Source organism: Microbacterium sp. NPDC077184 (genome assembly GCF_040687055.1).
In the GTDB taxonomy this organism is placed as follows: Bacteria; Actinomycetota; Actinomycetes; order Actinomycetales; family Microbacteriaceae; genus Microbacterium.
The window spans coordinates 149,698-173,008 of the sequence record NZ_JBFBMM010000001.1 but is presented as its reverse complement, the minus strand read 5'-3'; the positions used below and the strand labels follow the sequence as shown (position 1 = coordinate 173,008).

Genomic DNA, 23,311 nt, shown 5'->3' with positions numbered 1-23,311 from the left:
CCCTCTCGGTTTTTCAGCGCGCGCCACAGAGGGTCGCCGCGTGTGTGAGATCGAAGCCCACCGTCGTCGGAACGCCCTCGACGGTTGCCGACGCGGTGACGGTCACCGTCGCCGCGGGGACGGCGCTCTGGCGCGTCGTGAAGGTGTACGACGCTCTCTTCCCCGGCGCCAAGGCCGCGATTGTTTTCGAACCATACGACCCTCGGATGGTGACGGCGGCGGGCACGTCGTCATCGTTCGCGACGGTCACTGCTTGAAGCACCGTGCCGGCCAGGCAGCGTGTCGACAACACGGCGGTGACGTCCAGTTCCGGCTCCGCGGCGGGACGCACGACGATCTCGATCTCCACGTCGCGATTGCCCGGCGCGACCTCCTCCTCGGCCTCCATGTCGAAGATCGGCAGCCCGTCGGCGGCGAAGTGCACGCGCCGCACGAACGTGTCGCGGCCGCTCAGACCGTTGTTGTCGGTCCGGGCGTGGAAGACGTAGAGCAGGTTGTCGTTCTCGTCCCGCGACCACATCCCGTGCCCCGTCCCGCGCTGCCATTCCCCGTTGAAGAGGCCGGACTTCTGGATGGGATAGCCGAGCTTGGTCCACAGAGACGGGTCGGTGAGGTCGGCTCCGGCTCCGGCCGGCGCGGTCAGCAGACCGGTCGTGTAGGAGTCCCCCACGAGGGACCCCGAGTAGATCATGAAGAGCGTGCCGTCCTGCGCGTGGACGTTCGGCCCCTCCGCGATGAGGTTGTCCCACGCGTACTCGGGCGGCGTCAGCCGCACCGCGGGCGAGGTCAGCCGCGTGGGATCCGCCGGATCCATCTCGGCGACGAAGAGCGACCCGAGCATCTGCCACGCGTAGTACGACGTCCCCGAATCCTCGAAGTAGGTCATGTCGAGCGAGATGCCCTGGATGGGGTTGAGGATCGCGCCCTCGGCGGTGCGCACCTCGCGCGGCTTGCTCCAGTTGCCGGGGACGGCCGGATCGAGGTCGTTGCCCTCCGCGTCCTGCTGGAGCTGCATGATGCTCGCGCGACCGGTGAACATGTCCGGCCGGCCGTTCGAGCCGTCGTAGCAGGGCATGAACAGGATCGACAGGCGTCCGCCGATCACGTGGTACTCGGGGGCCCAGAAGCACCCCGTCATCACGCGCCCCTCCGCGTCGGTGTCGCCGCGACGGAGGAGGTCGACCTCGACGTTGCGGCCGGCGCGCAACGCCTCGTCGGAGAGGTCCTCGATGCGGTCGGCGATCCGGATGGGCATGTGCGCCCCGCCCTGCGGGTCGATGTTCGCGCCGTACAGGTCCTCGGTGGCGATCATCAGGAACTTCTGCTCACCGTTCAGGTCGTACCGGAAGATCGACGGATCGGCGCGTTCATCGGCGAACGGGGTCGGGTACTGCGGCACCTCCAGCTCGCCGCTGACCGTGTAGGTTCCGGGGACGTCGGTGTCGACGGCGGCGAGGGACGTCGCATCCCAGGCGATGCTGCGCGAGGCGGTCGAGCCGTCGGTGTAGGCGAGTTCGGCACGCGCCGGGAGCGCTGCCTCCTCGAGCGCGTCACCGGCGTCGAGTGCGACGGGGTCGAACGCCTGGACGGTGGTGTTGGACACGCGCCCGAATCGCACCTCCAGCGCGCGGGCGAGCGCGCGATCGACGATGACGGCGTTGCCGACCGCGTAGTCCTCGACGTCCGCGTCGTCCTCGACGGTGATCGCGGACACGGCGCCGCGACGCACCTCGCCCTGCGACGACGGGTCGGTCAGATCCGCGAAAGACGTGTACACCGACGCCCCGGCGTCGCTCGTCCACGTCAGGAGGTAGCGGTCCGACGCGCTGTCGAAGACGGCGGCCGGCCGGTTGACCCCGCCCGTGACCCCGAGGTCGATCATGCCGACCTCGTCGTAGGTGCGCAGGTCGTCGCTCCGCGCGAAGAGCACGCTCGAGGCGCGCGTTCCGTCGTCCGCTCCCCCGCGGGCCGTGCGCGTGGCGACGATCCCGAAGCCGCCGTCGGCGAGATGGAACACATGCGGGTCGCGAAGGCTCCGGATGAGGGCGTCGCGCGGACCCGCCGCGGGGATCGCGGCCGAGGTCTTCGGGAAGAAGATGCCGTAGTTCTCGTTCAGCGGCGTCCACCCGTCGCCGTCGGCGAGCGCGAGGTGCATGCTGAGCGCGACGTCGGCGTTGTTGGCGACCGCGGCGCTCGTGGGGGTGCGGTGATAGGCGAGGACGCGGGTGGCCTCGCTCGCGGCCAGGACGCGGACGGCGAAGCGGCGCTCGCTGATCGCACCGGTCGCGGAATCGGTCACGCGCACCTTTACGGCCGCGTCGGTGGTCTCGCCGGCCCTGAAGACATCCCCCTCCAGCACCGCGTCCGGGTCGTCGACGACGTCGACGGTCATGCCGGGCGGAGCGGCGGGAAGGGTGTCGCCCGCGGCTACCTGGGCCGGGATGACGAACAGCCCCGCGAGGCGGTCCACCCGCTCCTGGGCCGTCTCGGTCGACGGCTCCACCGTCACCGTGATCGACGTCGTCGCCTCCTGGCCGCGGACGGTCGCCGTCGCCGTCAGGGTGACCTCCACGGGTTCCGCGCCACTCAACGGGGCGGTGACCGTGCCGTCGGGCGCGACCACCTCGGGGGCGCTCGAGGCCCACGTGACGCGTCCGCCCGCCGTCGGCAGGTCGATGTCGGTGCTCGTCGTGAGGTCCGACACCGAGAGTCCGTCGAGCAGCTGCTGCGCGCGGGCACGCAGGTGGTCGGCATGGGGCTCGGCATCCGCGAGGGAGAGCTCGGCGATCTCGGACGCCTCCAGCGCGCGCTCGTACACGTGGAAAGACGAGATCGCCCCCTGGAACAGGGGGTCCGGCCACGGCGCACGCCCGATCGTGTTGAGCGACTGATCCGCCACGTCCGCGGGGGTGCCCGCCATCGCTCCCTCGGCGACACGGATGCCGTCGAGGTACAGCGCCGCGCGGCCGGCGTCACCGTCGATCACCGAGGCGACGTTCACCCACTCGTCCGCGGCGACGCCGCAGGATCCGCTCGAGACGAGTCGCTCCACGCCCGCCGTCTTCAGCCCGACGAGCGGGGACCTGCCCGAGCCGCAGTTGAGGGAGGCGAAGAAGTACTCTGTCGCGGCGGATTCGTTGCCGATGTTCCACAGGAAGTGGAAGCCGCCGAGCATCGCCTGTGACGCCCGCACCTCCGCGACCACAGTCGCCGAGGTGGCGTCGGCTAGCAGATCGTCCGGCAGCTCCACCCAGTTGCCGGACGACGTCTTCGCCCCGCCCCGGAGCGTGAGCGACGAGCCGGTCCAGTCGGAGGGCTGCAGGTTGCGGACGGTTGCGGCGCCCAAACCCGCGTCGGCGACGGCGTTGGGGACGCTCGCGCCGGTGCTCTGCCCGAAGTCGTAGGAGGCGATGAGCCCGTCGGGCGGGATGTCGGCGGCCGCCGGGGCGGTCACTCCGAGGCCGGCGATCAGGGCGGCGACCGCCGCCGCCACGACGACGGAACGCGCACGCGGAGGTGTGGGCATCGGACTCTCCATCGAGTTCTCTGCGGCCGGTGTGAACCGACCGGCGGTCCGCGTCAGCGCGGCTGTTATCGCTCACGTTAGCGGTAACCAAGCTGGGGCACCACCCTTTCCGGACCCCGGGTCCGATGCGCGTGGCACGCTGGAAGGGTGCCTTCCGCCCCTCGAACCGCCGCTCGCGAGCCCCTCCGCGCGCGCCTGCTCACGACGCTGTCGGGCGATCCCGCCGGCCAGCCGCCGTGGGTGCGAGCCCTCGCCGAGGGCGACGACGCGGGCTACTTCCCCGACGGCGGCGCGGTGTGGACGGTGCACGCGGGGCTCGGAACCCTCGTCGCCGGCATCCGCGCTCTGCTCCTCCAAGCCCTCCATCCCGGGGCGCTCGCGGGCGTCCACGAGTTCTCGCGCTACCGCGAGGACCCGGCGGGGCGCCTCGTGGGAACGGTGCGCTGGATCCTCTGCGTGACCTACGGCTCGACCGCGCAGGCCGACCGCGAGACCGGACGCGTCGCGCGACTGCACGAGCGGGTGCGCGGCACGTACGACGCCGCCGACGGGCCGCGGGAGTACTCCGCGGGCGACGCCGACCTCGTCGAGTGGGTCCACATCGCCTTCACGGCCGCCTTCCTCGGCAGCCACCAGCGCTGGGGCGGACCGATACCCGGCGGTGCCGACGCCTACGTGGCCGAGTGGAGCCGAGCCGGCGAGCTGATGGGACTCACCGATCCGCCCCGGACCGAGGCCGAGCTGCGTTCGCGGCTGCGGGGGTTCCTGGACCGCCGCGAGCTCCGTCGCGACGAGCGGGTCGACGACGTGGTGCGTTTCCTCCGCGGCATCCGCTTCTCGGGCGCGATGCGGGTGGCGTATCGCATCCTCTTCGCCGCCGCCGTGGCGAGCCTCCCCCGCGAGTACCGGAGGATCCTGGGCCTCCGGCGCGTGTGGTGGCCCGCGATCACACTCACCCGGGTCGTCCTGGCGGTGTCGGCGCGCGCCCTCGGGGAAGGGCCGCGCGCCCAGGACTTCGCGCGACGCCGTCTGCGGCGCCTCGGCGTCGAACCGGCATCCTGACCGGAGGATGCCCCGGGCGTGGCCCCGCCCAGCACTCTCCCATGTGCACCCTCTAGCATCGAAGGTTGATCCGGGGTGCATCTACCTGGCCCGACGCGGGACGAAGGCGGCACGAGAGGCCGCGGCGACCCGCGGCGCGACACACAGGAAGCAGATGTACAAGACGATCGCCGCACCACCACGCACCTCCCTCCTCCGCGAAGCGGGGGTCGCCTACTTCCCCATCGCCCTCATCGCGCGCCTGCCGTTCGCGATGCTCGTCGTCGGGATCCTGACGCTCATCGTCGCCGCGCGCGGGTCGTTGGCCCTCGGCGGGCTCACCTCCGCCGCCACGGGGCTCGGCACCGCCCTGATCGGCCCGCTCCTCGGGGCCGCCGCCGACCGCTTCGGCCAGCGCCCGGTGCTCCTCGTGGCGGGGACCGCCAACGCCCTCCTTCTGCTCGCCCTGTCGTGGCTGGCCTTCTCTCCCGCTCCGGATGCCGTGCTCCTGGCCGTCGCGTTCGCGATCGGCGCCTCGATGCCGCAGGTCGCGCCCCTCTCCCGCAGTCGCCTCGTCGGCATCATCGGGCGCGCCTTCGCCCGCGATCGGCGGGAGAAGGTGCTGAACGGCACGATGGCCTACGAGTCGGCGGCCGACGAGATCGTCTTCGTCTTCGGCCCCGTCATCGTCGGGCTCCTCGCCACGACCCTGAACCCCGTGGCCCCCGTCGTCGGCGCCGCGGTGCTCGCCCTCATCTTCGTCACGGCGTTCGCCCTGCACCCCACCGGACGCACCGCGACGGCGCACCCGGCATCCGCCGGTCCCGCACCCGTCCGCACGGACGGCGGTCAGGCCATCACCGCGGCCACCGACATCGTCCAGGCGCCCGCGCGCGAGCTCGCCGCACCGGCGCTCGTGACCACCGTCCTCGGCACGCTCGGGATGGGCCTGTTCTTCGGGACGATGCTCACCTCCCTCACGGCGTTCATGGACGAGCGGGGCGTTCCCGAGCAGGCGGGCCTCGTCTACGGCGCGATGGGGATCGGCTCCGCCGCCCTCGCTCTCGGCGTCGCCCTGTTCCCGGCGCGCTTCACCCTCACCGCGCGGTGGCTCGTGTTCGGGTCGATCCTGTTCGCCGGCACGCTCACGCTGCCCCTCGCCCAGGACGTCGCCGGCATGGCGCTGTGCCTGCTGCTCATCGGCATCGGCATCGGCCCGACCCTCGTGACGCAGTACAGCCTCGCCGCCCGGCACAGCCCACGGGGCCGCTCGTCGACGGTGATGACGATGCTCGGTTCGGGCGTCGTCGTCGGCCAGTCCGCGGGCGCGGCGGTGACGGGGCTGGTCGCCGAAGCCGGCGGGGCCTCCGTCGCGCTGGTCGCGCCGGTCGTCGCGGCCGCGGTCGTCCTCGGCGCCGGGATCGCCTCGGCCCTCGTCCGCCGCTGACCCGCCGCTGACGCCGACGCTCAGGTGGCGCGTGTCGCCCCCTCGCACGCGTCGAGGGGGCCACGAGCGCCACACGAAAGGCGTGGCGGATGCCGCGGACCCCGGCATCCGCGCGAGAATGCGCCCATGACCCGCCATCTCACGCCGCTCGCGATCGCCTACCTCGTCATCGCCGTCGTCGGTCTCGTGGGGACGTGGTGGTTCAACGCGCTCGCGATCGTGCAGATGAACGACTTCGTCACCGACCTCGTCACGAGCGGTCCCGCGGTGTCGTCGATCACCGTCGACCTCTTCGTCGTCGCGGCCGCCGGAAGCGTCTTCATCCTCGTGGAGGCGCGCCGGCTGCGGATGCGCTTCGGCTGGCTCTACGTCGTGGGCTCCGCGCTCACCGCGTTCGCCTTCACCTTCCCGCTCTTCCTGGCGATGCGTCAGCGGCGGATCACCGAGCTCGCCCGCGCGCAGTCGTAGCGCGCCGCGCGAGGATCACCCCGGCTGCTGGAGCCGGAGGTCCTCGTCGATGCGACGGGCCGTCTCCACGAGCGCGGGGAGGATGTCGCTCCGCGCCCGGTCGGCGCCGATCCGTGCCGAGGGGAGGGCGACGTTGACCGCGGCGATGACCCGTCCGCGCGCATCGTGGACGGGGGCGGCGACCGAGAGGAGGCCGGTCTCGAGCTCGCCGTCCACGAGCGCCCACCCCCGCGCCCGCACGAGCGCCACCGCCCGGAGGAGGTCGTCGGGCTCCGTCAGCGTCGCGGCGGTGTGCGCCTCGAGCGTCGAGCGCTCCAGGATCGCGCGCACCTCGGCGTCGTCGAGCGCGGCGAGCAGCACGCGCCCCATGCTCGTCGACGCGGCGGGGAAGCGTGTGCCGACGGTGATGCCGACGCTCATGATGCGGCGCGGGGCGACACGACCGACGTAGACGATGTCGGTGTCGTCGCGCACCGCCGCCGACGCGCTCTCGTCGATGCGCTCGGCGAGGTCGACCAGGTGAGGCTGCACGAGGGCGGGGAGCCGGGCGGCGGAGAGGTAGCTGAACCCGAGCTCGAGCACCCGCGGGGTCAGCGAGAACACCCCGTCGTCGGAGCGGACGTAGCCGAGCTCCTCCAGCGTGAGCAGGAATCGCCGTGCCGCCGCCCGGGTGAGGTCCGCGCGACGCGCGACGTCGCTGAGGCGCAGCGAGGGGTGGTCGCGGTCGAACGCGCGGATGACGCCGAGGCCCCGCGCGAGGGACTGCACGAAGTCCGCTGATTCCCGCACGCCCCCCACGGTACCGGGGAGCGGACCCGCCGCCGCGCTCACCGCTCGAGGACGACCGCGAGCCCCTGGCCGACGCCGATGCACAGGGCCGCGACCGCGACACCCCCGCCGCGACGGGCGAGCTCGTGGGCGGCGTGCCCGATGATGCGCCCGCCCGAGGCGCCGAGCGGGTGCCCGATGGCGATCGCGCCGCCGTGGATGTTGACGATCTCGGGATCGAGCTCGTCCCACAGCTGCAGACACGCCAGGCTCTGCGACGCGAACGCCTCGTTGAGTTCGACGAGGTCCACGTCCGCCCACGTCTTGCCCGCGCGGGCGAGGGCCCGGTTGGCGGCTTCCACCGGCGCGACACCGAACACGTCCGGGTCGTTTCCGAAAGCCGCACGGCCGGCGATGCGGGCGAGCGGCTCGCCGTCGAGCTCTCCCTCGCCGGCGAGGAGCAGCGCCGAGGCCCCGTCGTTGATCGAGGAGGAGTTCCCGGCGGTCACGCTGCCGTCCGTGGCGAAGAGGGCCTTCAGCCCCGCGAGGCGTTCGAGCGTCGTGTCGGAACGGATGCCCTCGTCCCGGGCGAGCTCGTGTCCGGGAACCTGGACGATCTCGGCGTCGTACGCGCCGGCCTCCCACGCGGCCGCGGCCAGGCGGTGGCTGCGGAGGGCGAAGGCATCCTGCGCCTCGCGGGAGATGCCGTGGATGCGCGCGAGCTTCTCCGCCGACTGCCCGTTGGAGATCGTCCACTCCGTCCCGAGCGCACGGTTGGTCATGCGCCAGCCGATCGCGGTGTTCCACAGCGTCTGATTTCCCACCGCGGGCCACGGGCGGGGGGACTTCTCGACCACGAAGGGAGCCCGGCTCATCGACTCGACGCCGCCGGCGACGATCACACGGGCATCTCCTGCCTCGATGGCGCGCGCGCCCTGGATGACGCTCTCGACGCTCGAGCCGCACAGGCGGTTGACCGTCACACCCGGCACCGACGTCGGGTACCCGGCGAGGAGCGCGCTCATGCGGGCGACGTTGCGGTTGTCCTCCCCCGCCTGATTCGCATCCCCGAGGATCACGTCGTTGATGCGGGCGGGGTCGAGACCGGAGCGCTCGACGATCGCCTTCAGCGCCACCGCGGCCAGGTCGTCGGGTCGCACGCCGGAGAGGGCGCCGGCGGCGCGGCCGAACGGGGTCCGGACGGCGTCGTGGATGTAGGTGCTCATGCGGGGACGTCCTCTTCCTTCTCGAACGGATGCTGCAGCCGCAGTCCCGTCAGCTCCTCCAGGAGCTCGACGGTGTTCTCGCCGAACAGCTGCCGCACCCGGAATCCGTCCGGGGTGACGTCGAAGACGGCGTGGTCGGTGTAGACCCGACTGACGCAGCCGACACCGGTGAGCGGGTACGTGCACGCGGCGACGAGCTTCGCGCCGCCCTGCTTCGTCAGCAGGTCGGTCATCACGAAGACGTCCTTCGCACCGATGGCGAGGTCCATCGCGCCTCCGACGGCGGGGATCGCCCCCGGGGCGCCCGTCGACCAGTTGGCGAGGTCGCCGTTCTCGGAGACCTGGAACGCACCGAGCACGCACACGTCGAGGTGCCCGCCGCGCATCATCGCGAACGAGTCGGCGTGGTGGAAGTAGGCGGTGCCGGGGCGCTCGGTCACGGGCTGCTTCCCCGCGTTGATGAGGTCCGGGTCGATCGCGTCGGGCGCGGGCGCCGGGCCCATGCCGAGCATCCCGTTCTCGGTGTGCAGGATGATCTCGCGCCCCTCGGGGAGGTAGTCGGCGACGAGCGTCGGTGCACCGATGCCGAGGTTGACCACGGCCCCCTCCGGGATGTCGGCGGCGATCAGGCGCGCGAGGTCGTCACGGGAGATCCGGCTCGCGGTCATCGCGCTGCTCCTTCGGTCGGGCGACCCTCGATGTCCACGCCGCCGCGGAAGCGGCCGTCCTCCAGCCACCGGCGCTCGCCGACGGAGACGAGCCGGTCGACGAAGATGCCGGGGGTCGCGATCGCCTCCGGGTCGAGGTCGCCGAGGTCGACGACCCGGTCGACCTGGGCGACGGTGGTCGTCGCGGCCGTGGCCATGACGGGACCGAAGTTCCGCGCGGTCTTGCGGTAGACGAGGTTCCCCCAGCGGTCGCCGGCGAGCGCGGAGATGAGGGCGACGTCCGCGCGGATCGGATACTCGAGGACGTAGTCCCGGCCGTCGATCGTGCGGGGCTCCTTGCCCTCGGCGAGCTGCGTGCCGACGCCCGTCGGCGAGAAGAAGGCCCCGATCCCGGCGCCCGCGGCCCGCATCCGCTCGGCGAGATTGCCCTGCGGGACGAGCTCGAGCTCGATGCGCCCCGCGCGGTAGAGGTCGTCGAAGACCCACGAATCGTGCTGACGCGGGAAGGAGCAGATGATCTTGCGCACGCGGCCGGTCGCGAGGAGCGCGGCGAGGCCGGTGTCGCCGTTGCCGGCGTTGTTGTTGACGATCGTGAGGTCGTCCGCGCCCTGGGCGATGAGCGCGTCGATGAGCTCCACGGGCTGTCCCGCCCGGCCGAACCCGCCGATCATGACGGTCGCACCATCGGGGATGCCGGCCACCGCGGCCGCGGCATCCGTCACGGTCTTGTCGATCACGTCGCCTCCTCGGGGAGTGTTCGCATTGCGCACAGGTGTGCGCATGACGATCAGTGTACGCCGCACAGAGCCTCCGCGCCAGAGCAGAGGAGGCAGGGTGCGGGTCACTCGCCGGCGGCGAAGACCTCCGAGGCGATGCGGAAAGCGGTGTTCGCCGCCGGGACGCCGCAGTAGATCGCGGATTGGAGGATGACCTCCTGGATCTCCTCCATGCTCAGCCCGTTCCGCCGCGCCGCGCGCAGGTGCATCGCGAGCTCCTCGTGGTGCCCGAGGGCGATGAGAGCGGTGAGCACCGCGACCGACCGCGCGCGGCGGTCCAGTCCCGGGCGCGACCAGATGTCCCCCCAGGCGTACCGGGTGATGAGGTCCTGGAAGTCGGCGGTGAGGGGCGTCGTGGCCGCGATCGCCCGGTCGACGTGGGCGTCCGAGAGCACCTCGCGACGCACCCCCATGCCCTGCGCGTGGCGTTCGCCGTCGGTGAGGCCGTCGCCGTCGGGTCGGGTCGTCCCGGTCATCGCTGCTCCTGCTCGCGCTCGTGGTCGTCGCGGTCGTCGTGGTCGCGGCCGTCGGAACCCGATACCGGTCCGAAGAACTCCGCCAGCGCCGCCGCCGTCGCTCCGGGATCCTCCGCGGGCGGGAGGTGCGCGACCCCCGCGAGTCGCGCGACGCGACCGTCGGCCGCACCGTCGCCGATCTCGCGCGCCTTCGCCTCGGGGGCGACGGCGTCGTGCTCGCCCCACAGCGCCAGGACCGGCATCCGCAGGTCCGACAGGCGCGCGCGCACGTCGAAGTCGGCGAGCGCCTCGCAGCACCGCGCGTAGCTCTCGGCGTCGGCGTCGCGGAGCGCGTGCAGAAGGCGCCCGGAGAGCTCGGGGCGGCGCTCGATCGACCCCGGCGCGAACCAGCGCTGCGCCGACGGGACGATCAGGACCGACGTCGACTGCGCGCGCACGGTCGCCGCGCGCTCGTGCCAGGCCGTGGGGTCGCCGAGCTGCGCACCCGAGGCGACGATCGCTAGCTGGTCGACGAGCTCCGGATGCCGGAGGCCGAGCTCGAGTCCCACCGCGCCCCCGAGTGAGACGCCGGCGTAGGAGACGGGGCCGTCCGCGAGCGCCCGCACACCTTCCGCGACGGCGTCGGCGAGGTCGGCGACGGAGAAGGGCGCGTCAGCCGGCGCGGAGGCGCCGTGTCCGGGCAGATCCCAGGCCACGACCCGGTTCCGCGCGGAGAGCGCGGGGACGACGTCCTCCCAGAGGATCGTGGAGGTGCCGAGCGAGGGCCCGAGGACCACCAGCGGCGCCCCGGCCGGCCCGAGCGGCGCGGTGAACGACAGCGTCGGGATGGTCATGCGTCCTCCTCGCGGGGAGCGGCGGTGCGGCCGTCGGCGTGCAGGGCACGGTCGACCAGGACGTCGGCGAGGCCGGTGTAGCCCGCCGGGTCGAGCAGGGTGTCGGCGTCGAGGCCGAGGTCGTGCCCGGAGATGAGACGCCGGACCAGGTCGCCGAGGTCCTCCCCCGCGCCCGCGCGGGCGACCAGCTGGGCGACGTCCTCACGTCCGACGCGTGGCCCGAGGACCAGGGAGAGACGTTCGGCGAGCACGAGTCCCCCGGTGTCGTCCACGTGCGCCGCCGCGGCCGCCGCGTCGACCCGGAGATGCGCGGTGAGGGATGCGGCGTGCCACGCGGCACCGAGCGCGAGTCGAAGGAGCTCCCGGAGCGTCGGCCACTCGGCGTGCCACGCACCGTCGGGACGCTCGTCCACCGCGAGCGCGGAGGCGAGGTGGAGCGTCGCCCCGAGCTGGGGCGCGCGCAGGGCGGCGGAGCGGATGAGCACGGCCTCGGCGGGATTCTGCTTCTGCGGCATCGCGGAGGATCCGCCGCCGTTACCCTCGGCGACCTCGCCGATCTCGGTGCGGCTGAGGGTCGCGACATCAGCGGCGAGCTTGCCGAGCGCGTCGAGCGCCTGGACGAGCGCGTCGCCGATCTCGGTCACGGGATGCCGGAGGACGTGCCACGGCCCGTCGGGGGCGTCCAGCCCGGCATGCTCCGCGAACGACGCGACGAGCTCCTCCGCCCGTTCCGGCGAACCGGCGACCTCCACGAACGAGGCGAGGGTCCCGCCGGCGCCGGCGAGCTGCGCGGGGAACTCCAGGGCGTTCAGTCGAGCGACGGCGCGGCGGAGACCCCGCTGCCAGTTCACCACCCGCAGCGCGAAGGTCGTGGGGACGGCGTGCTGCGTGAGCGTCCGCGCGACGACGACGTCGTCGCGATGCCGCTCGGCGAGCTGCAGCAGCCACTCCTGCGCGTTGCGGACGGAGCGCGACACCTGCGCGACGGCACCCTTCGCGACGATCATGATCGCCGAGTCCCAGATGTCCTGACTCGTCGCGCCCCGGTGGACCCACTCCCGCGCGTCCGCGGGCACGCGGGCCTTCATCACCCCGACCAGCGGGATGACCGGATTGCCTCCGGCCACGGCATCCGTGGCGAGTGCCGCCGCATCGATCCCCGAGGACGGACGGACGCCGCGATCCGCGCGGAACTCCACCCGGATCGCGGCGACGACCTCGGCGGGCGCGAGACCGATCGTGCCGTACGCCTCGACGAGCGCGACCTCCGCGGAGACGAGGGCATCGAGGAAGAGCCGGTCCGAGACGAGGTCGTCATGGCCGGCGGTGACCGGCGAGAGCAGTCCCAGATCGAATCCGGGGACGTCAGAAGGCAAGGAAGACGGTCTCCTTCTCGCCCTGCAGCCGGATGTCGAAGTGCAGTCCGCCGTCGGGCGTGCGCGTTGCGATGAGACTATCGCGCTCCTCGGGGGTCAACGAGGACAGGAACGGGTCCGCGGCGAGGAGCTCGGGCGAGTCCGGGAGGTAGATGCGCGTGTGCAGCTTGTTCGGCAGGCCCCGTGCGTAGACGATCGCGGCGATGAAGGGGGCCTTGCCCTCCGCGGCGCCGGGGTTCCGCGTCCAGAACTCCCAGTGCCCGTCGTCGGTGGTGAAGGTGCGCCCGAAGCCGGTGAAGGTGTGGTCGTCGCGCCGGAACGCCCCCCGCGCGCGCGGCACGGAGCCGTCTGTGTCGGCGGAGAAGATCTCGATGAACGCGTCGGGGATCGCGTGGCCGTGCCCGTCGGTGACGGTGCCGCGCAGCACGATCGACCCCGGGGAGTGCGGGAAGACGACCTGGTTCATCTTCGGGTACTCCACGCCGTACGCGAAGAAGGGCCCGACGGTCTGCCCGGGGGTCGGGGCGAGGCGTTCGCGGGTCTCGGACTGCTCGCTCATCAGTGGTCTCCCTCGTTCTCGAACCACGTGGCGTCGGGACCGTCGACGACGATGTCGAATCGGAAGCCCATGGAGAACTCCGGGACGGTGAGGTCGTGGTCGTAGACCCCGATGAGGCGATCGCGGTCCTTCTGGGTGCGGATGGTGTTGTAGATCGGGTCGAGCGCGAACAGGGGGTCGCCGGGGAAGTACATCTGGGTGACGATCCGCTGTGTGAACGCCGATCCGAACACCGAGAAGTGGATGTGCGCCGGCCGCCACGCGTTGACGTGGTTCTTCCACGGGTAGGCACCGGGCTTGATCGTGGTGAAGTGGTACGCCCCGGCGTCGTCGGTGACGATGCGTCCGGCACCGGTGAAGTTCGGGTCGAGCGGGGCGGGATGCTGGTCGCGCTGGTGGATGTAGCGTCCGGCGGCGTTGGCCTGCCAGATCTCGATCAGCTGGTTGCGCAGCGGGCGCCCCCACGAGTCGCGCAGCGTGCCGCTGACGGTGATGCGCTCTCCCTGCGGCTCGCCGGTGTGCTGCAGGGTGAGGTCGGATTCGATCGCGGCGACGTCGCGCTGCCCGAACGCCGGTGAGAACAGCTCGATGGTCTCGGGGTCGACCAGCTTCGGGTTCTTCGTCGGATGCCGCAGGATGCTGGACCGGTACGGCGGGAAGTCGTAGAGGGTGGCGGGGACGTCCTCCCCCGCCGCCACCCGGCGCTCCGCCGCGGCGTGAACGTCGATGATCTCCTGCGTGATGGCGGCCTGGCTCACCTGGTCCGGCGACGCCAGGAGCGTCTCCGGCGCGGCCGCGGACGGGGTCTCGGTCATGGATGTCTCCCTCGACATGACGATCGGGCACTCCATGGTGCGGCGCGACCGGGCGCACGACGGAGGTATTCCCGCCCAATGGGAAGGAAGATCGCCCTCAGCCGCGGAAGGCCGGGATCCCCGTGATGCGCTCCCCCAGGATCAGCGTGTGGACCTCGTCGGTGCCCTCGTAGGTGCGGACGGACTCGAGGTTGTTGGCGTGACGCAGCGGCGAATACTCCAGGGTGACGCCGTTCCCACCGAGGACGGTGCGCGCGTCGCGGGCGATCTCGATCGCCGCACGGGTGTTGTTGAGCTTCGCCACCGAGATCATGTGGTGCTCCAGCCGTCCGGCATCCTTCAGGCGTCCGAGTCGGAGGGCGAGGAGCTGCGCCTTCTGGATCTCCAGGGCCCATTCGACGATCTTCCGCTGCGTGAGCTGGAACGACGCGATCGGGCGGTCGAACTGACGGCGCGCGAGGGCGTAGGCGAGCGCCTGCTCGGCGGCATCCCGCGCCGCACCGACCGCCCCCCACGCGATGCCGTACCGTGCCTCGTTGAGGCACGAGAAGGGACCGCGGAGCCCGCGCACATCGAGCATCGCATCGGCGGGGACCCGCACCCCCTCGAGCGTGACGTCGCACTGGATGGACGCGCGCATCGACAGCTTCTCCGGGATGGGGACGGCCGTGAAGCCGGGGGTGTCCGTCGGGACGAGGAATCCGCGCACGCCGTCCTCCGCGCGCGCCCAGACGACGGCGACGTCGGCGATGGACGCGAGCCCGATCCAGCGCTTGGCGCCGTCGATGACCCAGTCGTCGCCCTCGCGACGCGCGGTCGTGGCCATCCCGCCCGGGTCGGACCCGGCATCCGGTTCGGTGAGACCGAAGCATCCGATGATCTGCCCCGCCGCCATACCGGGGAGCCACCGCTGCTTCTGCGCCTCGGTGCCGTGCTTGGCGATGGCCGACATCGCCAGCGAGCCCTGGACCGACACGAACGTGCGGATGCCGGAGTCCCCGGCCTCGAGCTCGGCCATCGCGAGGCCGTACTCCACCGCCGAGCGCCCCGCGCAGCCGTAGCCGTGCAGATGCATCCCCAAAAGGCCGAGCTCCGCCATCTCGGGGATCAGCTCGCGGGGGAAGTGCGCCCGGTCGTACCAGTCCGCGATGTGCGGACGGATGCGGCGGTCCACGAAGTCCCGCACGCGGTCCCTGCCCGCCCGCTCGTCGTCGGTGAACTCCGACTCGATGTCCATGAGGTCCAGGGCGCGGCGGAGATCCGCCGCGGATGTGTGGGTCATGTCGCGCCTCCGCTTCGAGTGTGCACCACCGCGCCCGCGGAGGGGCGAGCAAGATGGATCCCATGATCGATCCCGCCGAGCTCTCCCGCGCGTTCGACCGGCCGACGCACGGCCCGCTCGCGGGCGTCGTCGTGGCGGACTTCAGCCGTGTCCTCGCGGGCCCCTACGCAACCATGCTGCTCGCCGACATGGGGGCGCTGGTGGTGAAGGTCGAGTCGCCCGACGGCGACGACACCCGCCGATGGCGACCCCCGGTCCGGGGCGACGAGAGCACGTACTTCCTCTCCGTCAACCGCAACAAGTTCGCCCTCAGCCTGGACTTCGCGGATGCCGACGACCTCGCGATCGCGCACCGGATCGTCGCGCGCGCCGATGTGATGGTCGAGAACTTCCGTCCGGGCGCGCTCGCGCGGTTCGGCCTGGACGCCGTGAGCGTGCGGGCGAGGCATCCGTCGCTGATCGTCGCCTCGCTCACCGGGTTCGGCTCCGGCGCCGGTGCCGCCCTCCCCGGCTACGACCTCCTCGCCCAGGCGGCGTCGGGTCTCATGAGCGTCACCGGAGATCCGGACGGACCGCCGACGAAGGTGGGCGTCGCCGTCGTGGACGTGCTCGCCGGCCTCCATGCCGCTGTCGGCATACTCGGCGCCCTGCACGCGCGGGAACGCGACGGAGAAGGCCAGCGCATCGAAGTGGACCTGCTGACCTCCGCTCTGTCGGGCCTGGTGAACCAGGCGTCGGCGGTGATCGCCGCCGGCGCGAGCCCCGGCCGGCTCGGCAACGCGCACCCGAGCCTCGCGCCCTACGAGCCCTTCGCCACGGCGGACGGCACGCTCGTCATCGCGGTGGGCAACGACCGGCACTTCACCCGCCTGTGCGCCGTGCTGGAGACCCCCGCCCTCGCCGAGGATGCCCGATTCGCGACGATGCCCGCGCGCAACGCGCATCGCGTGGTCCTGCACACCCTCCTCACCGAGGCACTGCGGGCGCGACCCGCGGCGGAGTGGGCGGCGCGACTGCGGGACGCGGGCGTGCCGTGCGGACCGCTCAACGACATCGCCGGCGGCATCCGGATGGCCGAGGACCTCGGACTCGACCCGGTGGTCGCCGCGGGCGGCGCCGGAGCAGGCGTTCCCACCGTCCGGCATCCGATCCGCTGGTCGAGCGGGGACCTCGACTACTCCAAAGCGCCCCCGGCGAGGAATGCCGATCGCGAGAGGATCCTGCGCTGGCTCTCCGGCGTCGCGTAGCGCGTCATCAGCCGTCGAACAGCCCCGACGAGCCCATCACGCGCTCGGGTTCGATGCGGATCACGACGCGCTTCGGGTTCACCCGCGGCGGCCGGTAGCGCTCGGTGTACAGCTCTTCGGCACGCCGCACGGCAGCGGGATCGCGCTCGATCACCGCGCGCCCGGCGATGCTCAGCCACTGCGGCCCCGACACCTGCGCGACGGTCGCCCGGCCGTCGCGCTCGACGTTGCGGACCTTCTGCGTCCCGTCGCCGGTGATGATCCGCACGACACCGTCGGCCACGGTGAATCCGACCGCGACCGCGTGGATCAGCGCGGTCGGACCGATGGTCGACAGCGTGGCCAGGTGACGGTCGGAGACGAAACGCCGCCCGTCCTCGGTCAGATCCGCAAGCGTGGGCACCCGTTCATTCGATCACACCGCGGAGCCCCCGGGGCGCGGCGGCAGGTGCGGGATCGGCTTGGGCTTGCCGTCGTTGCCGTCGTGGCCGACATGCACGTCGGATGCGGCCGTCCCCACTGCGCCGGACGCCGCGCTCCGCGACGGGCGGAGGAACCGGCGCCCGCTCACCCGCTCCGGATCGACGCGGACCACCTCGTTCTTCACCCACGACCCCGCCGAGCGCAGACCCCGGACGCCGGATGCCTCGACCTCGGCATCCGTCTCGAGGATGCGCGCGCGACCCCGGACGACCACGCTCCACACGTCTCCGTGATTCTCCCGATCGATCTCGAAGGCGACCGGCCGCCCCGCGGCGAACGCATCCAGCTTCGCTCCCGGCGCAGTGCGGAGGAACAGCGCGTCGGCGCCGGCGACGTAGTTGACCGGGAACAGGTCGGGCGAGCCGTCGGGGTCGACGACGGCGATCCGGCCGAGATGGCCGATGCGCAACAGGCGCCAGCACTCGGCGACCTCGAGCACTTCCACTTCGGGTGATGGCGCGTGCATACCGACCTCCCATGAACGTCCGGAATTCCAGTCAACGCCGGTGGGGGCATCCGTTCAAGGCCCTTCGTCCCACTCCGGCCGGACGCGGGACGGATCAGACGAGGATTTCCTCCCCCGGCCGATGGACGCGGAACCAGTGCCAGCCGTACGGTGCCACATCGATCTCGATGACCGCCTTGTCTGCGCGATGCACGCCCGCGCCGAAGAGGTCGCTGAGGATCGTGCCCTCCGGCTCGTCGCCGACGTCGATGCGCGCCACGCACGGCACGTCGTCGAAGTTGTGGACGGCGATGAGGTGGCCGAGGTCGCTGCGCACCCCGTGGACGAGGAGGGCGTCGTTCTCCTGCGCGAAGATGCGCAGCTCGCCCCATCCGATCTCGGGGCTCGTGCGGTAGCGCGAGGTGAGGTGGCGGACGAACTGCAGCAGCGAGTCGGGGTCGTTTCGCTGGGCGGCGGCGTTGACGAAGCGCGGCGCGTAGCCGTCCTCGGGGAACTGACCCGGCCACGTCGAGGGCGCCGCGGTGGAGAAGCCGCCCTTCACCTCCGGGGTCCACTGCATGGGGGTGCGGACGGCGAGGCGATCGGTGACGCGCGCGTCCTCGGCCATCCCGATCTCCTCTCCGTAGAACAGGACGGGGGCACCGGGGAGGGAGAACATGAGGCTGTAGACCATCCGGAGGCGGCGCGGGTCGCCGTCGAGCATCGTCGGGAGCCGCTTGACGATCCCGCGGTCGTAGATGCGCTGGCTCTCGTCGGGTGCGAACGCGGCGAAGACCTCTTCCCGCTCCTCGTCGCTGAGCTTGTCGAGGGTGAGCTCGTCGTGGTTACGGACGAAGTTCGCCCAGCCCGCCTCAACCGGCAGATCCGGCCGCGCCTCGAGCGCCGTGCGCAGCGGCGTCGTGTCACGCCGCGCGAGCGAGAGGTAGAGGGCCTGCATCCCCACGAAGTCGAACTGCAGGTCGAGCTCGCCCCCCTCGGGACCGCCGAAGTATTCCAGCTGCTCGTCGTAGGGGAGGTTGACCTCGCCCAGCAGCATCGACTCGCTGCTCCGGCGTCGGAGGAACCGCTTGAGGTCTCGCAGGAAGGCGTGCGGGTCGCCCATGTCCTCGCCGTCGGGCGGTTCGATGAGGAAGGGCACGGCATCCACACGGAAACCCGAGATGCCCAGCTTCACCCAGAAGCCGATGACCTTCGCGATCTCGTCGCGGACCTTCGGGTTGGCGATGTTGAGATCGGGCTGGTGCCGGTAGAACGTGTGCAGGAAGTACTGCTCGGTCTTCTCGTCGTACTCCCAGATCGAATCCTCTTCGCCCGGGAAGATCATGTTCGGCGCATCGGCGGGAGCCTCGTCGGTCCAGACGTAGAAGTCGCGGTAGGGCGAGGTGCGGCTGCGGCGGGCGGAGACGAACCACGGATGCCGGTCGGAGGTGTGGTTGACCACGAGGTCGACGATCACGCGGATGCCGCGATCCCGCGCCATCCGGATGACCTCCACGAGGTCGCCGTGGGTGCCCAGCCGCGGGTCGATGCCGTAGAAGTCGCTGACGTCGTACCCGTCGTCGCGGTCGGGGGTCGGGTAGATCGGCATCAGCCACAGGCACGTGATGCCGAGGTCGGCGAGGTAATCGATGCGCTCGGCCAGACCCTCGAGGTCGCCGATGCCGTCCCCGTTCGCATCGAGATAGGTCTCGACGTCCAGGCAGTAGTAGATCGCCGACTTCCACCACAGGTCGGCGGTGTCCGCGGGCTTCATACGATCGCCCGCAGGGCCGGGAGGAGCTCGCGGCCGGCGCGCTCGATGAACCCGCGCTGGTCCGGACCCACCTCGTGGAGGTAGACCCGGTCGAAGCCGACCGAGACGAGATCGGCGATCCGGGCGGCCAGCTCGCCGGCGTCGTCGGAGAGGAGCACGCTCTCGCGCAGCTCCTCGTCGGTGACACGCGACGCTGCGGCGTCGAACTCCTCGGGTGAGGCGATGTCCCACAGCCGCGTCGGCGGGAGGGCCCCGTGACGCCACTGATCGCGCACGACGCGCATGCCCTCGTCGAGGTCGTCCGTCAGGCACACGTGCACCTGCAGCGCCGCAGGACCGCGGCCCCCGGCATCCCGGTACCCGGAGAGCACCCGCTCGAGCGTCTCGCGCGGCCGGGCGACGGTGGCGAGACCGTCCGCCCACGGTGCCACGCGCACGGCGGTCTCGACACTCACGGCGGCGGCGAACAGGGGCGGCGGCGCCTCCGGGCGCGTCCACAGTCGCGCCTCGTGCACGCGCACGCGGCCGTCGTGGGTCACCTCCTCGCCGGCGAGGAGCCGGGCGATGACGGACTGTGCTTCGTCCAGGCGCCGGTCGCGTTCGGGCTTCTCCGGCCATCCGTCACCGGTCACGTGCTCGTTGAGCGCCTCGCCGCTGCCGAGCGCCGTCCAGAACCGCCCCGGGAACATCTCTTCCAGCGTCGCGATGGCCTGCGCCGAGACGACCGGGTGCATGCGCTGCACGGGCGAGGAGACCGACCCGATGGAGAACGACGTGCGGGCGAGCGCCGCCCCCAGCCAGCTCCACGAGAAGCCGGACTCCCCCTGACGCACACCCCACGGGGCGAGGTGATCCGAGCACATCGCGGCGTCGAAACCGGCCTGCTCCGCGAGCGCGACCCACTCGAGGAGGGCGCTCGGCGGGAACTGCTCGTGCGAGGCGTGATAGCCGATGACATCCATCCCCCCACCCTCGCGCCCGAACGCGCGGGCGACGGAGGCTTGCGGCCGGTCTGCGCTTCGGCTAGGCCGGCGGCGGATGCCTCACCAGGCGCGGGACGACGGCGACGAGGACGACCATCGCGACGAGTTCGACGAGCGTCTGCGTGACCACCACGAGCGGCGTCAGCGCGAACCCGGCCGGGAGGGCGAGCGCGAGCGGCAGAACGACGAGGGAGTTCCGCGTCACCCCGCTGAAGACGACCGCCCGCCGCTCGGGGACGGCGAGGCCCGCGACGCGGGCGGCGACGATGCCGAGGGGAACCATCACCGCCGCGAACGCGAGGTACACCGGGACGACGGCGAGGAGCGCACCGGCGCGACCGGCCACATCGGCGATCTGCGAGGCCACCACCACCGCGAGGGTCAGCATCATCAGCGGGACCATTGCGGTGGCCGCGGCATCCTGGATCCTCGCGACGGCGCGGACGCGACGGGCACCGAGCTGCACGAGAACCGCCGCCCCCAGGGGCAGGACGATGAGCAGCAGGAAGGCCTCGACGAACGGTCGGAGATCGAACGCGCCGACCACTGCGGGACCCGCCATGAGGAGCAGATACAGCGGCAGGAGGAGGATCTGCATCACCATCAGCAGCGGCGTCGCCGCGAGGAGCTTGTCGCGTGCTCCGCCGGCGAGGCCGGCGAAGACGATGACGTAGTCGACGCACGGGGTCAGCAGCACCAGCAGCACGCCGACGAGCACCGCCTCCTCCGCGGCGACCGCACGGCTGAGGACGAAGACGACCAGCGGCACCACGAGGAAGTTGACGGCGAGCACCGTGCCGGCGAAGCGCGTGTCGCGCAGCGCCGCCCCGAGCGTCCGGAAGGGCACGCCGAGGAACGTGGCGAAGAGGAGGAGGGCGATGACCGGGGTGATCGCCGGTGCGACGACGGGGGCGACCTCCGGGGCGAGGATCCCGACGGCGGCTCCCCCGGCGATCGCCACGAGGCACAGCACCACCTGGTGGCGTTCGAGCGTCGCGGCGACGGGGGTCACCGCTCCATCATGGCCCGGGCGGGGCGCCCGTCACGCCGCGGGGAGCTCCAGCAGGTGCCCGGTCCGGTCGCGCTTGGCCTGCAGATACCGGGCGTTCGACGCGGTGACGTGGACGCCGGTGCGGACGACGTCGACCACGTCGATCCCCAGCGCCGTGAGCTGCGCGGCCTTGTCGGGGTTGTTCGTCAGCAGACGGATGCCGTCGACCCCGACCGCGCGCAGCATCTGCGCGGCGGCGGTGTAATCGCGTTCGTCCTCGCCGTGACCGAGCGCGGTGTTCGCGTCGTAGGTGTCGAGGCCGGCATCCTGCAGCGCGTAGGCATCGAGCTTGGCGTACAGGCCGATCCCGCGCCCCTCCTGACGGAGGTAGAGGAGCAGACCGCCCGCGTCGTTCAGGCGCTCGGCGGCCTCGCGCAGCTGGGGTCCGCAGTCGCACCGCTCCGAGCCGAAGACGTCGCCGGTCAGGCACTCGCTGTGCATCCGGATGAGGACGTCCGCGCCGGGGGTCACCTCGCCATCGGCGTTCACCGCGTCGCCGAAGGCGAGGAGGAGGTGCTCGGCGCCGTCGACCAGCCCCGTGAAGGTGAGCACCCGCGCGGGGGCGGTGTATCCGTCGGAGAACCGCAGCGGGATCGTCACCGCGGTACGCACCTGCGCCTCCATCAGCGGTGTGATCTCGGCCGGGTGGACGTCGGCCGGGACATCGGCGGGGCGGGCCTGTGACATGGGGGCTCCCTCGTTCGGTGACCGCGATGCGGCGTTCGGGCGACCGCGATGCGGGAGTGCAAGCGGGTCGTCTCGCCGATTATTCCGGCGCGCGCAGGGCGTCGGATGCAGTTCGGCCGGATTTCTTCACGGGCCGAACTCCTCCGATCCGGCCCCGGCGGGCCCGGGCGGGCCCGAATCCGGCCGTTTCCCGCCGGATCGGAGGAGTTCGGTACGCGGCCGCGGCGGCGCCGGCGGCGCGGGGGCGGGTCAGCCGGCGGGGAAGAGCTCGGCCTCGGTCTTGGCGTACTGGCGCTGGAGCCACACACCGAACTTGGGCTTGGCCAGGCACGCCTGCGCCGACGCGCACGAGACGACCGAATCCTGCGCCGCGTACACCCGGAACGCGTCGACCTTGCGGTCGAGCAGATCGCCGGACAGGTTCACCGGCAGATCCTGGGTGCGGTAGCCGACCGCGTAGCTCACACGGTCGGCGGGGAAGCCGATCGCCTGCCACGCGGCGCGGGTGACGGTGCCGGTCGCCGAGTGGTCGGGGTGGTCGCCGCCGGCCCACTCGGTGCCCTGCGGCACGTGGGTGTACAGCTGATCGACGCGGTAGGCGACGATGAGCTCCGACAGCGACGAGGTGAGGGCGTCGAGGGTCAGCGGGGTCCCGCCGTCGATGGGCGCGAGCGAGGCCAGTGCCCCCGAGACCAGGGCCGGGAGCGTCACGAACCCGGTCGCGCGGAATCCGCCGCCGTTCATCGCACCGTCGGGCAGCCGCAGGAACACCACGGTGATGTCCGGATCATCCTCCGGCGACCACTGACTGATCTCGACGCCCGAGTTCAGCGTCACGCGGTGTTCGGCCCAGAACCCCTGCGCGCCCCGCATGGTGTTGTATGCGCGCAGGATGCCGAGCTCACGGCCCTTGGCGTAGTGTTCGCCGCGCCCGGCATCCGATCCGGTGAGGAAGACGGTGCGCACGCACCGCCCGGCGTCGAACGCCTCCAGGAGGCGCGGATTCATGAACAGCAGATCGTCGTCGTAGTGCGCCCACACCGACATCGTCACGTCCGTGTCGCACGGGGTGTCGGCGGGCGAGACCGGCGGCGGGGCCGGTTCCGGCGCGGGCTCCGGGGCCACGGGCTCGGCGACGGGGGTCTCGGTGGTCTCGGGTGCGGGGAGCGAGGCCGCCGACGACGGCGTCTCCCGCGGCGTCGAGGTCATCGGGGCGCCGGACGCGCCGGACACCCCGGCGGAGGTGCTCACGCCGAGTCGCTCGGTGGAGGTCACCAGGAACCCGGCGAGGGCCGCGCCGCCCGCACTGCTGAGTCCGACCACGGCGGCGACCGTCAGAACCGCCACCGCGGCACTCCGTGCCCGCCCGCGCGCCCTCGG

22 protein-coding genes are annotated in these 23,311 nt (G+C 72.2%); 4 read left to right on the top strand and 18 right to left on the bottom strand.

Annotated features, from left to right (window positions below; translation table 11 throughout):
* Positions 1–13: 13 nt before the first annotated feature.
* Positions 14–3,526 (bottom strand): family 43 glycosylhydrolase, encoded by a 3,513-nt coding sequence (locus tag AB0O93_RS00755; protein WP_363339582.1) that lies wholly within the window; start codon positions 3,524–3,526, stop codon positions 14–16.
* A gap of 147 nt (positions 3,527–3,673) precedes the next feature.
* On the opposite strand from AB0O93_RS00755, the gene AB0O93_RS00750 reads away from it, so the two are divergent.
* The 3 genes from AB0O93_RS00750 to AB0O93_RS00740 all read left to right on the top strand — a co-directional run bounded on the left by AB0O93_RS00750 (position 3,674) and on the right by AB0O93_RS00740 (position 6,482).
* Positions 3,674–4,588, top strand: a complete 915-nt coding sequence (locus tag AB0O93_RS00750; protein WP_363339580.1) for an oxygenase MpaB family protein — start codon at positions 3,674–3,676, stop codon at positions 4,586–4,588.
* A 154-nt stretch (positions 4,589–4,742) separates the two neighbouring features.
* Complete coding sequence (locus AB0O93_RS00745) at positions 4,743–6,014, top strand: MFS transporter (protein WP_363339578.1); 1,272 nt, start codon at positions 4,743–4,745, stop codon at positions 6,012–6,014.
* 126 nt (positions 6,015–6,140) lie between these two features.
* A complete protein-coding gene (locus AB0O93_RS00740; protein ID WP_363339576.1) occupies positions 6,141–6,482 on the top strand; it encodes a DUF2834 domain-containing protein in 342 nt (113 codons plus the stop codon).
* A gap of 15 nt (positions 6,483–6,497) precedes the next feature.
* Here the strand turns inward: AB0O93_RS00740 and AB0O93_RS00735 are convergent, their stop codons facing one another.
* The 10 genes from AB0O93_RS00735 to AB0O93_RS00690 form a co-directional block, all read right to left on the bottom strand.
* Positions 6,498–7,271 (bottom strand): IclR family transcriptional regulator C-terminal domain-containing protein, encoded by a 774-nt coding sequence (locus tag AB0O93_RS00735; protein WP_363339574.1) that lies wholly within the window; start codon positions 7,269–7,271, stop codon positions 6,498–6,500.
* Positions 7,272–7,309: 38 nt separating this feature from the next.
* A complete protein-coding gene (locus AB0O93_RS00730; RefSeq protein ID WP_363339572.1) occupies positions 7,310–8,476 on the bottom strand; it encodes a thiolase family protein in 1,167 nt (388 codons plus the stop codon).
* The gene (locus AB0O93_RS00725) at positions 8,473–9,144 is read right to left on the bottom strand and encodes a 3-oxoacid CoA-transferase subunit B (RefSeq protein WP_363339570.1); all 672 of its coding nucleotides are present in this window, start codon (positions 9,142–9,144) and stop codon (positions 8,473–8,475) included. The genes AB0O93_RS00730 and AB0O93_RS00725 overlap by 4 nt, the downstream gene beginning before the upstream one ends.
* Positions 9,141–9,881 carry a 3-oxoacid CoA-transferase subunit A gene (locus AB0O93_RS00720; RefSeq protein WP_363339568.1) on the bottom strand — a complete coding sequence of 247 codons (741 nt, stop codon included), beginning with the start codon at positions 9,879–9,881 and terminating at the stop codon, positions 9,141–9,143. The genes AB0O93_RS00725 and AB0O93_RS00720 overlap by 4 nt, the downstream gene beginning before the upstream one ends.
* Positions 9,882–9,985: 104 nt before the next feature.
* A complete protein-coding gene (gene pcaC / locus AB0O93_RS00715) occupies positions 9,986–10,396 on the bottom strand; it encodes a 4-carboxymuconolactone decarboxylase (RefSeq protein WP_053548853.1) in 411 nt (136 codons plus the stop codon).
* Complete coding sequence (locus tag AB0O93_RS00710) at positions 10,393–11,229, bottom strand: alpha/beta fold hydrolase (RefSeq protein WP_363339566.1); 837 nt, start codon at positions 11,227–11,229, stop codon at positions 10,393–10,395. The genes pcaC and AB0O93_RS00710 overlap by 4 nt, the downstream gene beginning before the upstream one ends.
* Positions 11,226–12,605: a lyase family protein gene (locus AB0O93_RS00705; RefSeq protein WP_363339564.1), complete on the bottom strand. Its 1,380-nt coding sequence runs from the start codon at positions 12,603–12,605 to the stop codon at positions 11,226–11,228. Before AB0O93_RS00705 ends, AB0O93_RS00710 begins: the two co-directional genes overlap by 4 nt.
* Complete coding sequence (gene pcaG, locus AB0O93_RS00700) at positions 12,595–13,164, bottom strand: protocatechuate 3,4-dioxygenase subunit alpha (protein WP_363339562.1); 570 nt, start codon at positions 13,162–13,164, stop codon at positions 12,595–12,597. Before pcaG ends, AB0O93_RS00705 begins: the two co-directional genes overlap by 11 nt.
* Positions 13,164–13,979, bottom strand: a complete 816-nt coding sequence (gene pcaH / locus AB0O93_RS00695; RefSeq protein ID WP_363339560.1) for a protocatechuate 3,4-dioxygenase subunit beta — start codon at positions 13,977–13,979, stop codon at positions 13,164–13,166. The genes pcaG and pcaH overlap by 1 nt, the downstream gene beginning before the upstream one ends.
* 97 nt (positions 13,980–14,076) lie before the next feature.
* Positions 14,077–15,261 (bottom strand): acyl-CoA dehydrogenase family protein, encoded by a 1,185-nt coding sequence (locus AB0O93_RS00690; protein WP_363339558.1) that lies wholly within the window; start codon positions 15,259–15,261, stop codon positions 14,077–14,079.
* Positions 15,262–15,323: 62 nt separating this feature from the next.
* On the opposite strand from AB0O93_RS00690, the gene AB0O93_RS00685 reads away from it, so the two are divergent.
* Positions 15,324–16,508 (top strand): CoA transferase, encoded by a 1,185-nt coding sequence (locus AB0O93_RS00685; RefSeq protein ID WP_363339556.1) that lies wholly within the window; start codon positions 15,324–15,326, stop codon positions 16,506–16,508.
* A 7-nt stretch (positions 16,509–16,515) separates the two neighbouring features.
* Here AB0O93_RS00685 and AB0O93_RS00680 read toward each other — a convergent pair whose 3' ends face one another.
* From AB0O93_RS00680 to AB0O93_RS00650, 7 genes are all read right to left on the bottom strand, one after another.
* The gene (locus AB0O93_RS00680; protein ID WP_363339554.1) at positions 16,516–16,911 is read right to left on the bottom strand and encodes a PPOX class F420-dependent oxidoreductase; all 396 of its coding nucleotides are present in this window, start codon (positions 16,909–16,911) and stop codon (positions 16,516–16,518) included.
* Between the two features lie 12 nt (positions 16,912–16,923).
* Positions 16,924–17,457 (bottom strand): pyridoxamine 5'-phosphate oxidase family protein, encoded by a 534-nt coding sequence (locus AB0O93_RS00675; protein WP_363339552.1) that lies wholly within the window; start codon positions 17,455–17,457, stop codon positions 16,924–16,926.
* A 94-nt stretch (positions 17,458–17,551) separates the two neighbouring features.
* A complete protein-coding gene (locus AB0O93_RS00670) occupies positions 17,552–19,210 on the bottom strand; it encodes an alpha-amylase family protein (protein ID WP_363339550.1) in 1,659 nt (552 codons plus the stop codon).
* Complete coding sequence (locus AB0O93_RS00665; protein WP_363339548.1) at positions 19,207–20,172, bottom strand: TIGR03885 family FMN-dependent LLM class oxidoreductase; 966 nt, start codon at positions 20,170–20,172, stop codon at positions 19,207–19,209. Before AB0O93_RS00665 ends, AB0O93_RS00670 begins: the two co-directional genes overlap by 4 nt.
* A gap of 61 nt (positions 20,173–20,233) precedes the next feature.
* Positions 20,234–21,205 (bottom strand): bile acid:sodium symporter, encoded by a 972-nt coding sequence (locus AB0O93_RS00660; protein ID WP_363339546.1) that lies wholly within the window; start codon positions 21,203–21,205, stop codon positions 20,234–20,236.
* Between the two features lie 30 nt (positions 21,206–21,235).
* A complete protein-coding gene (gene ribA, locus AB0O93_RS00655; RefSeq protein WP_363339544.1) occupies positions 21,236–21,931 on the bottom strand; it encodes a GTP cyclohydrolase II in 696 nt (231 codons plus the stop codon).
* A gap of 249 nt (positions 21,932–22,180) precedes the next feature.
* On the bottom strand, positions 22,181–23,278 hold the full coding sequence (locus AB0O93_RS00650) for a PIG-L family deacetylase (RefSeq protein WP_363339542.1): 1,098 nt from the start codon (positions 23,276–23,278) through the stop codon (positions 22,181–22,183).
* Positions 23,279–23,311: the final 33 nt, after the last annotated feature.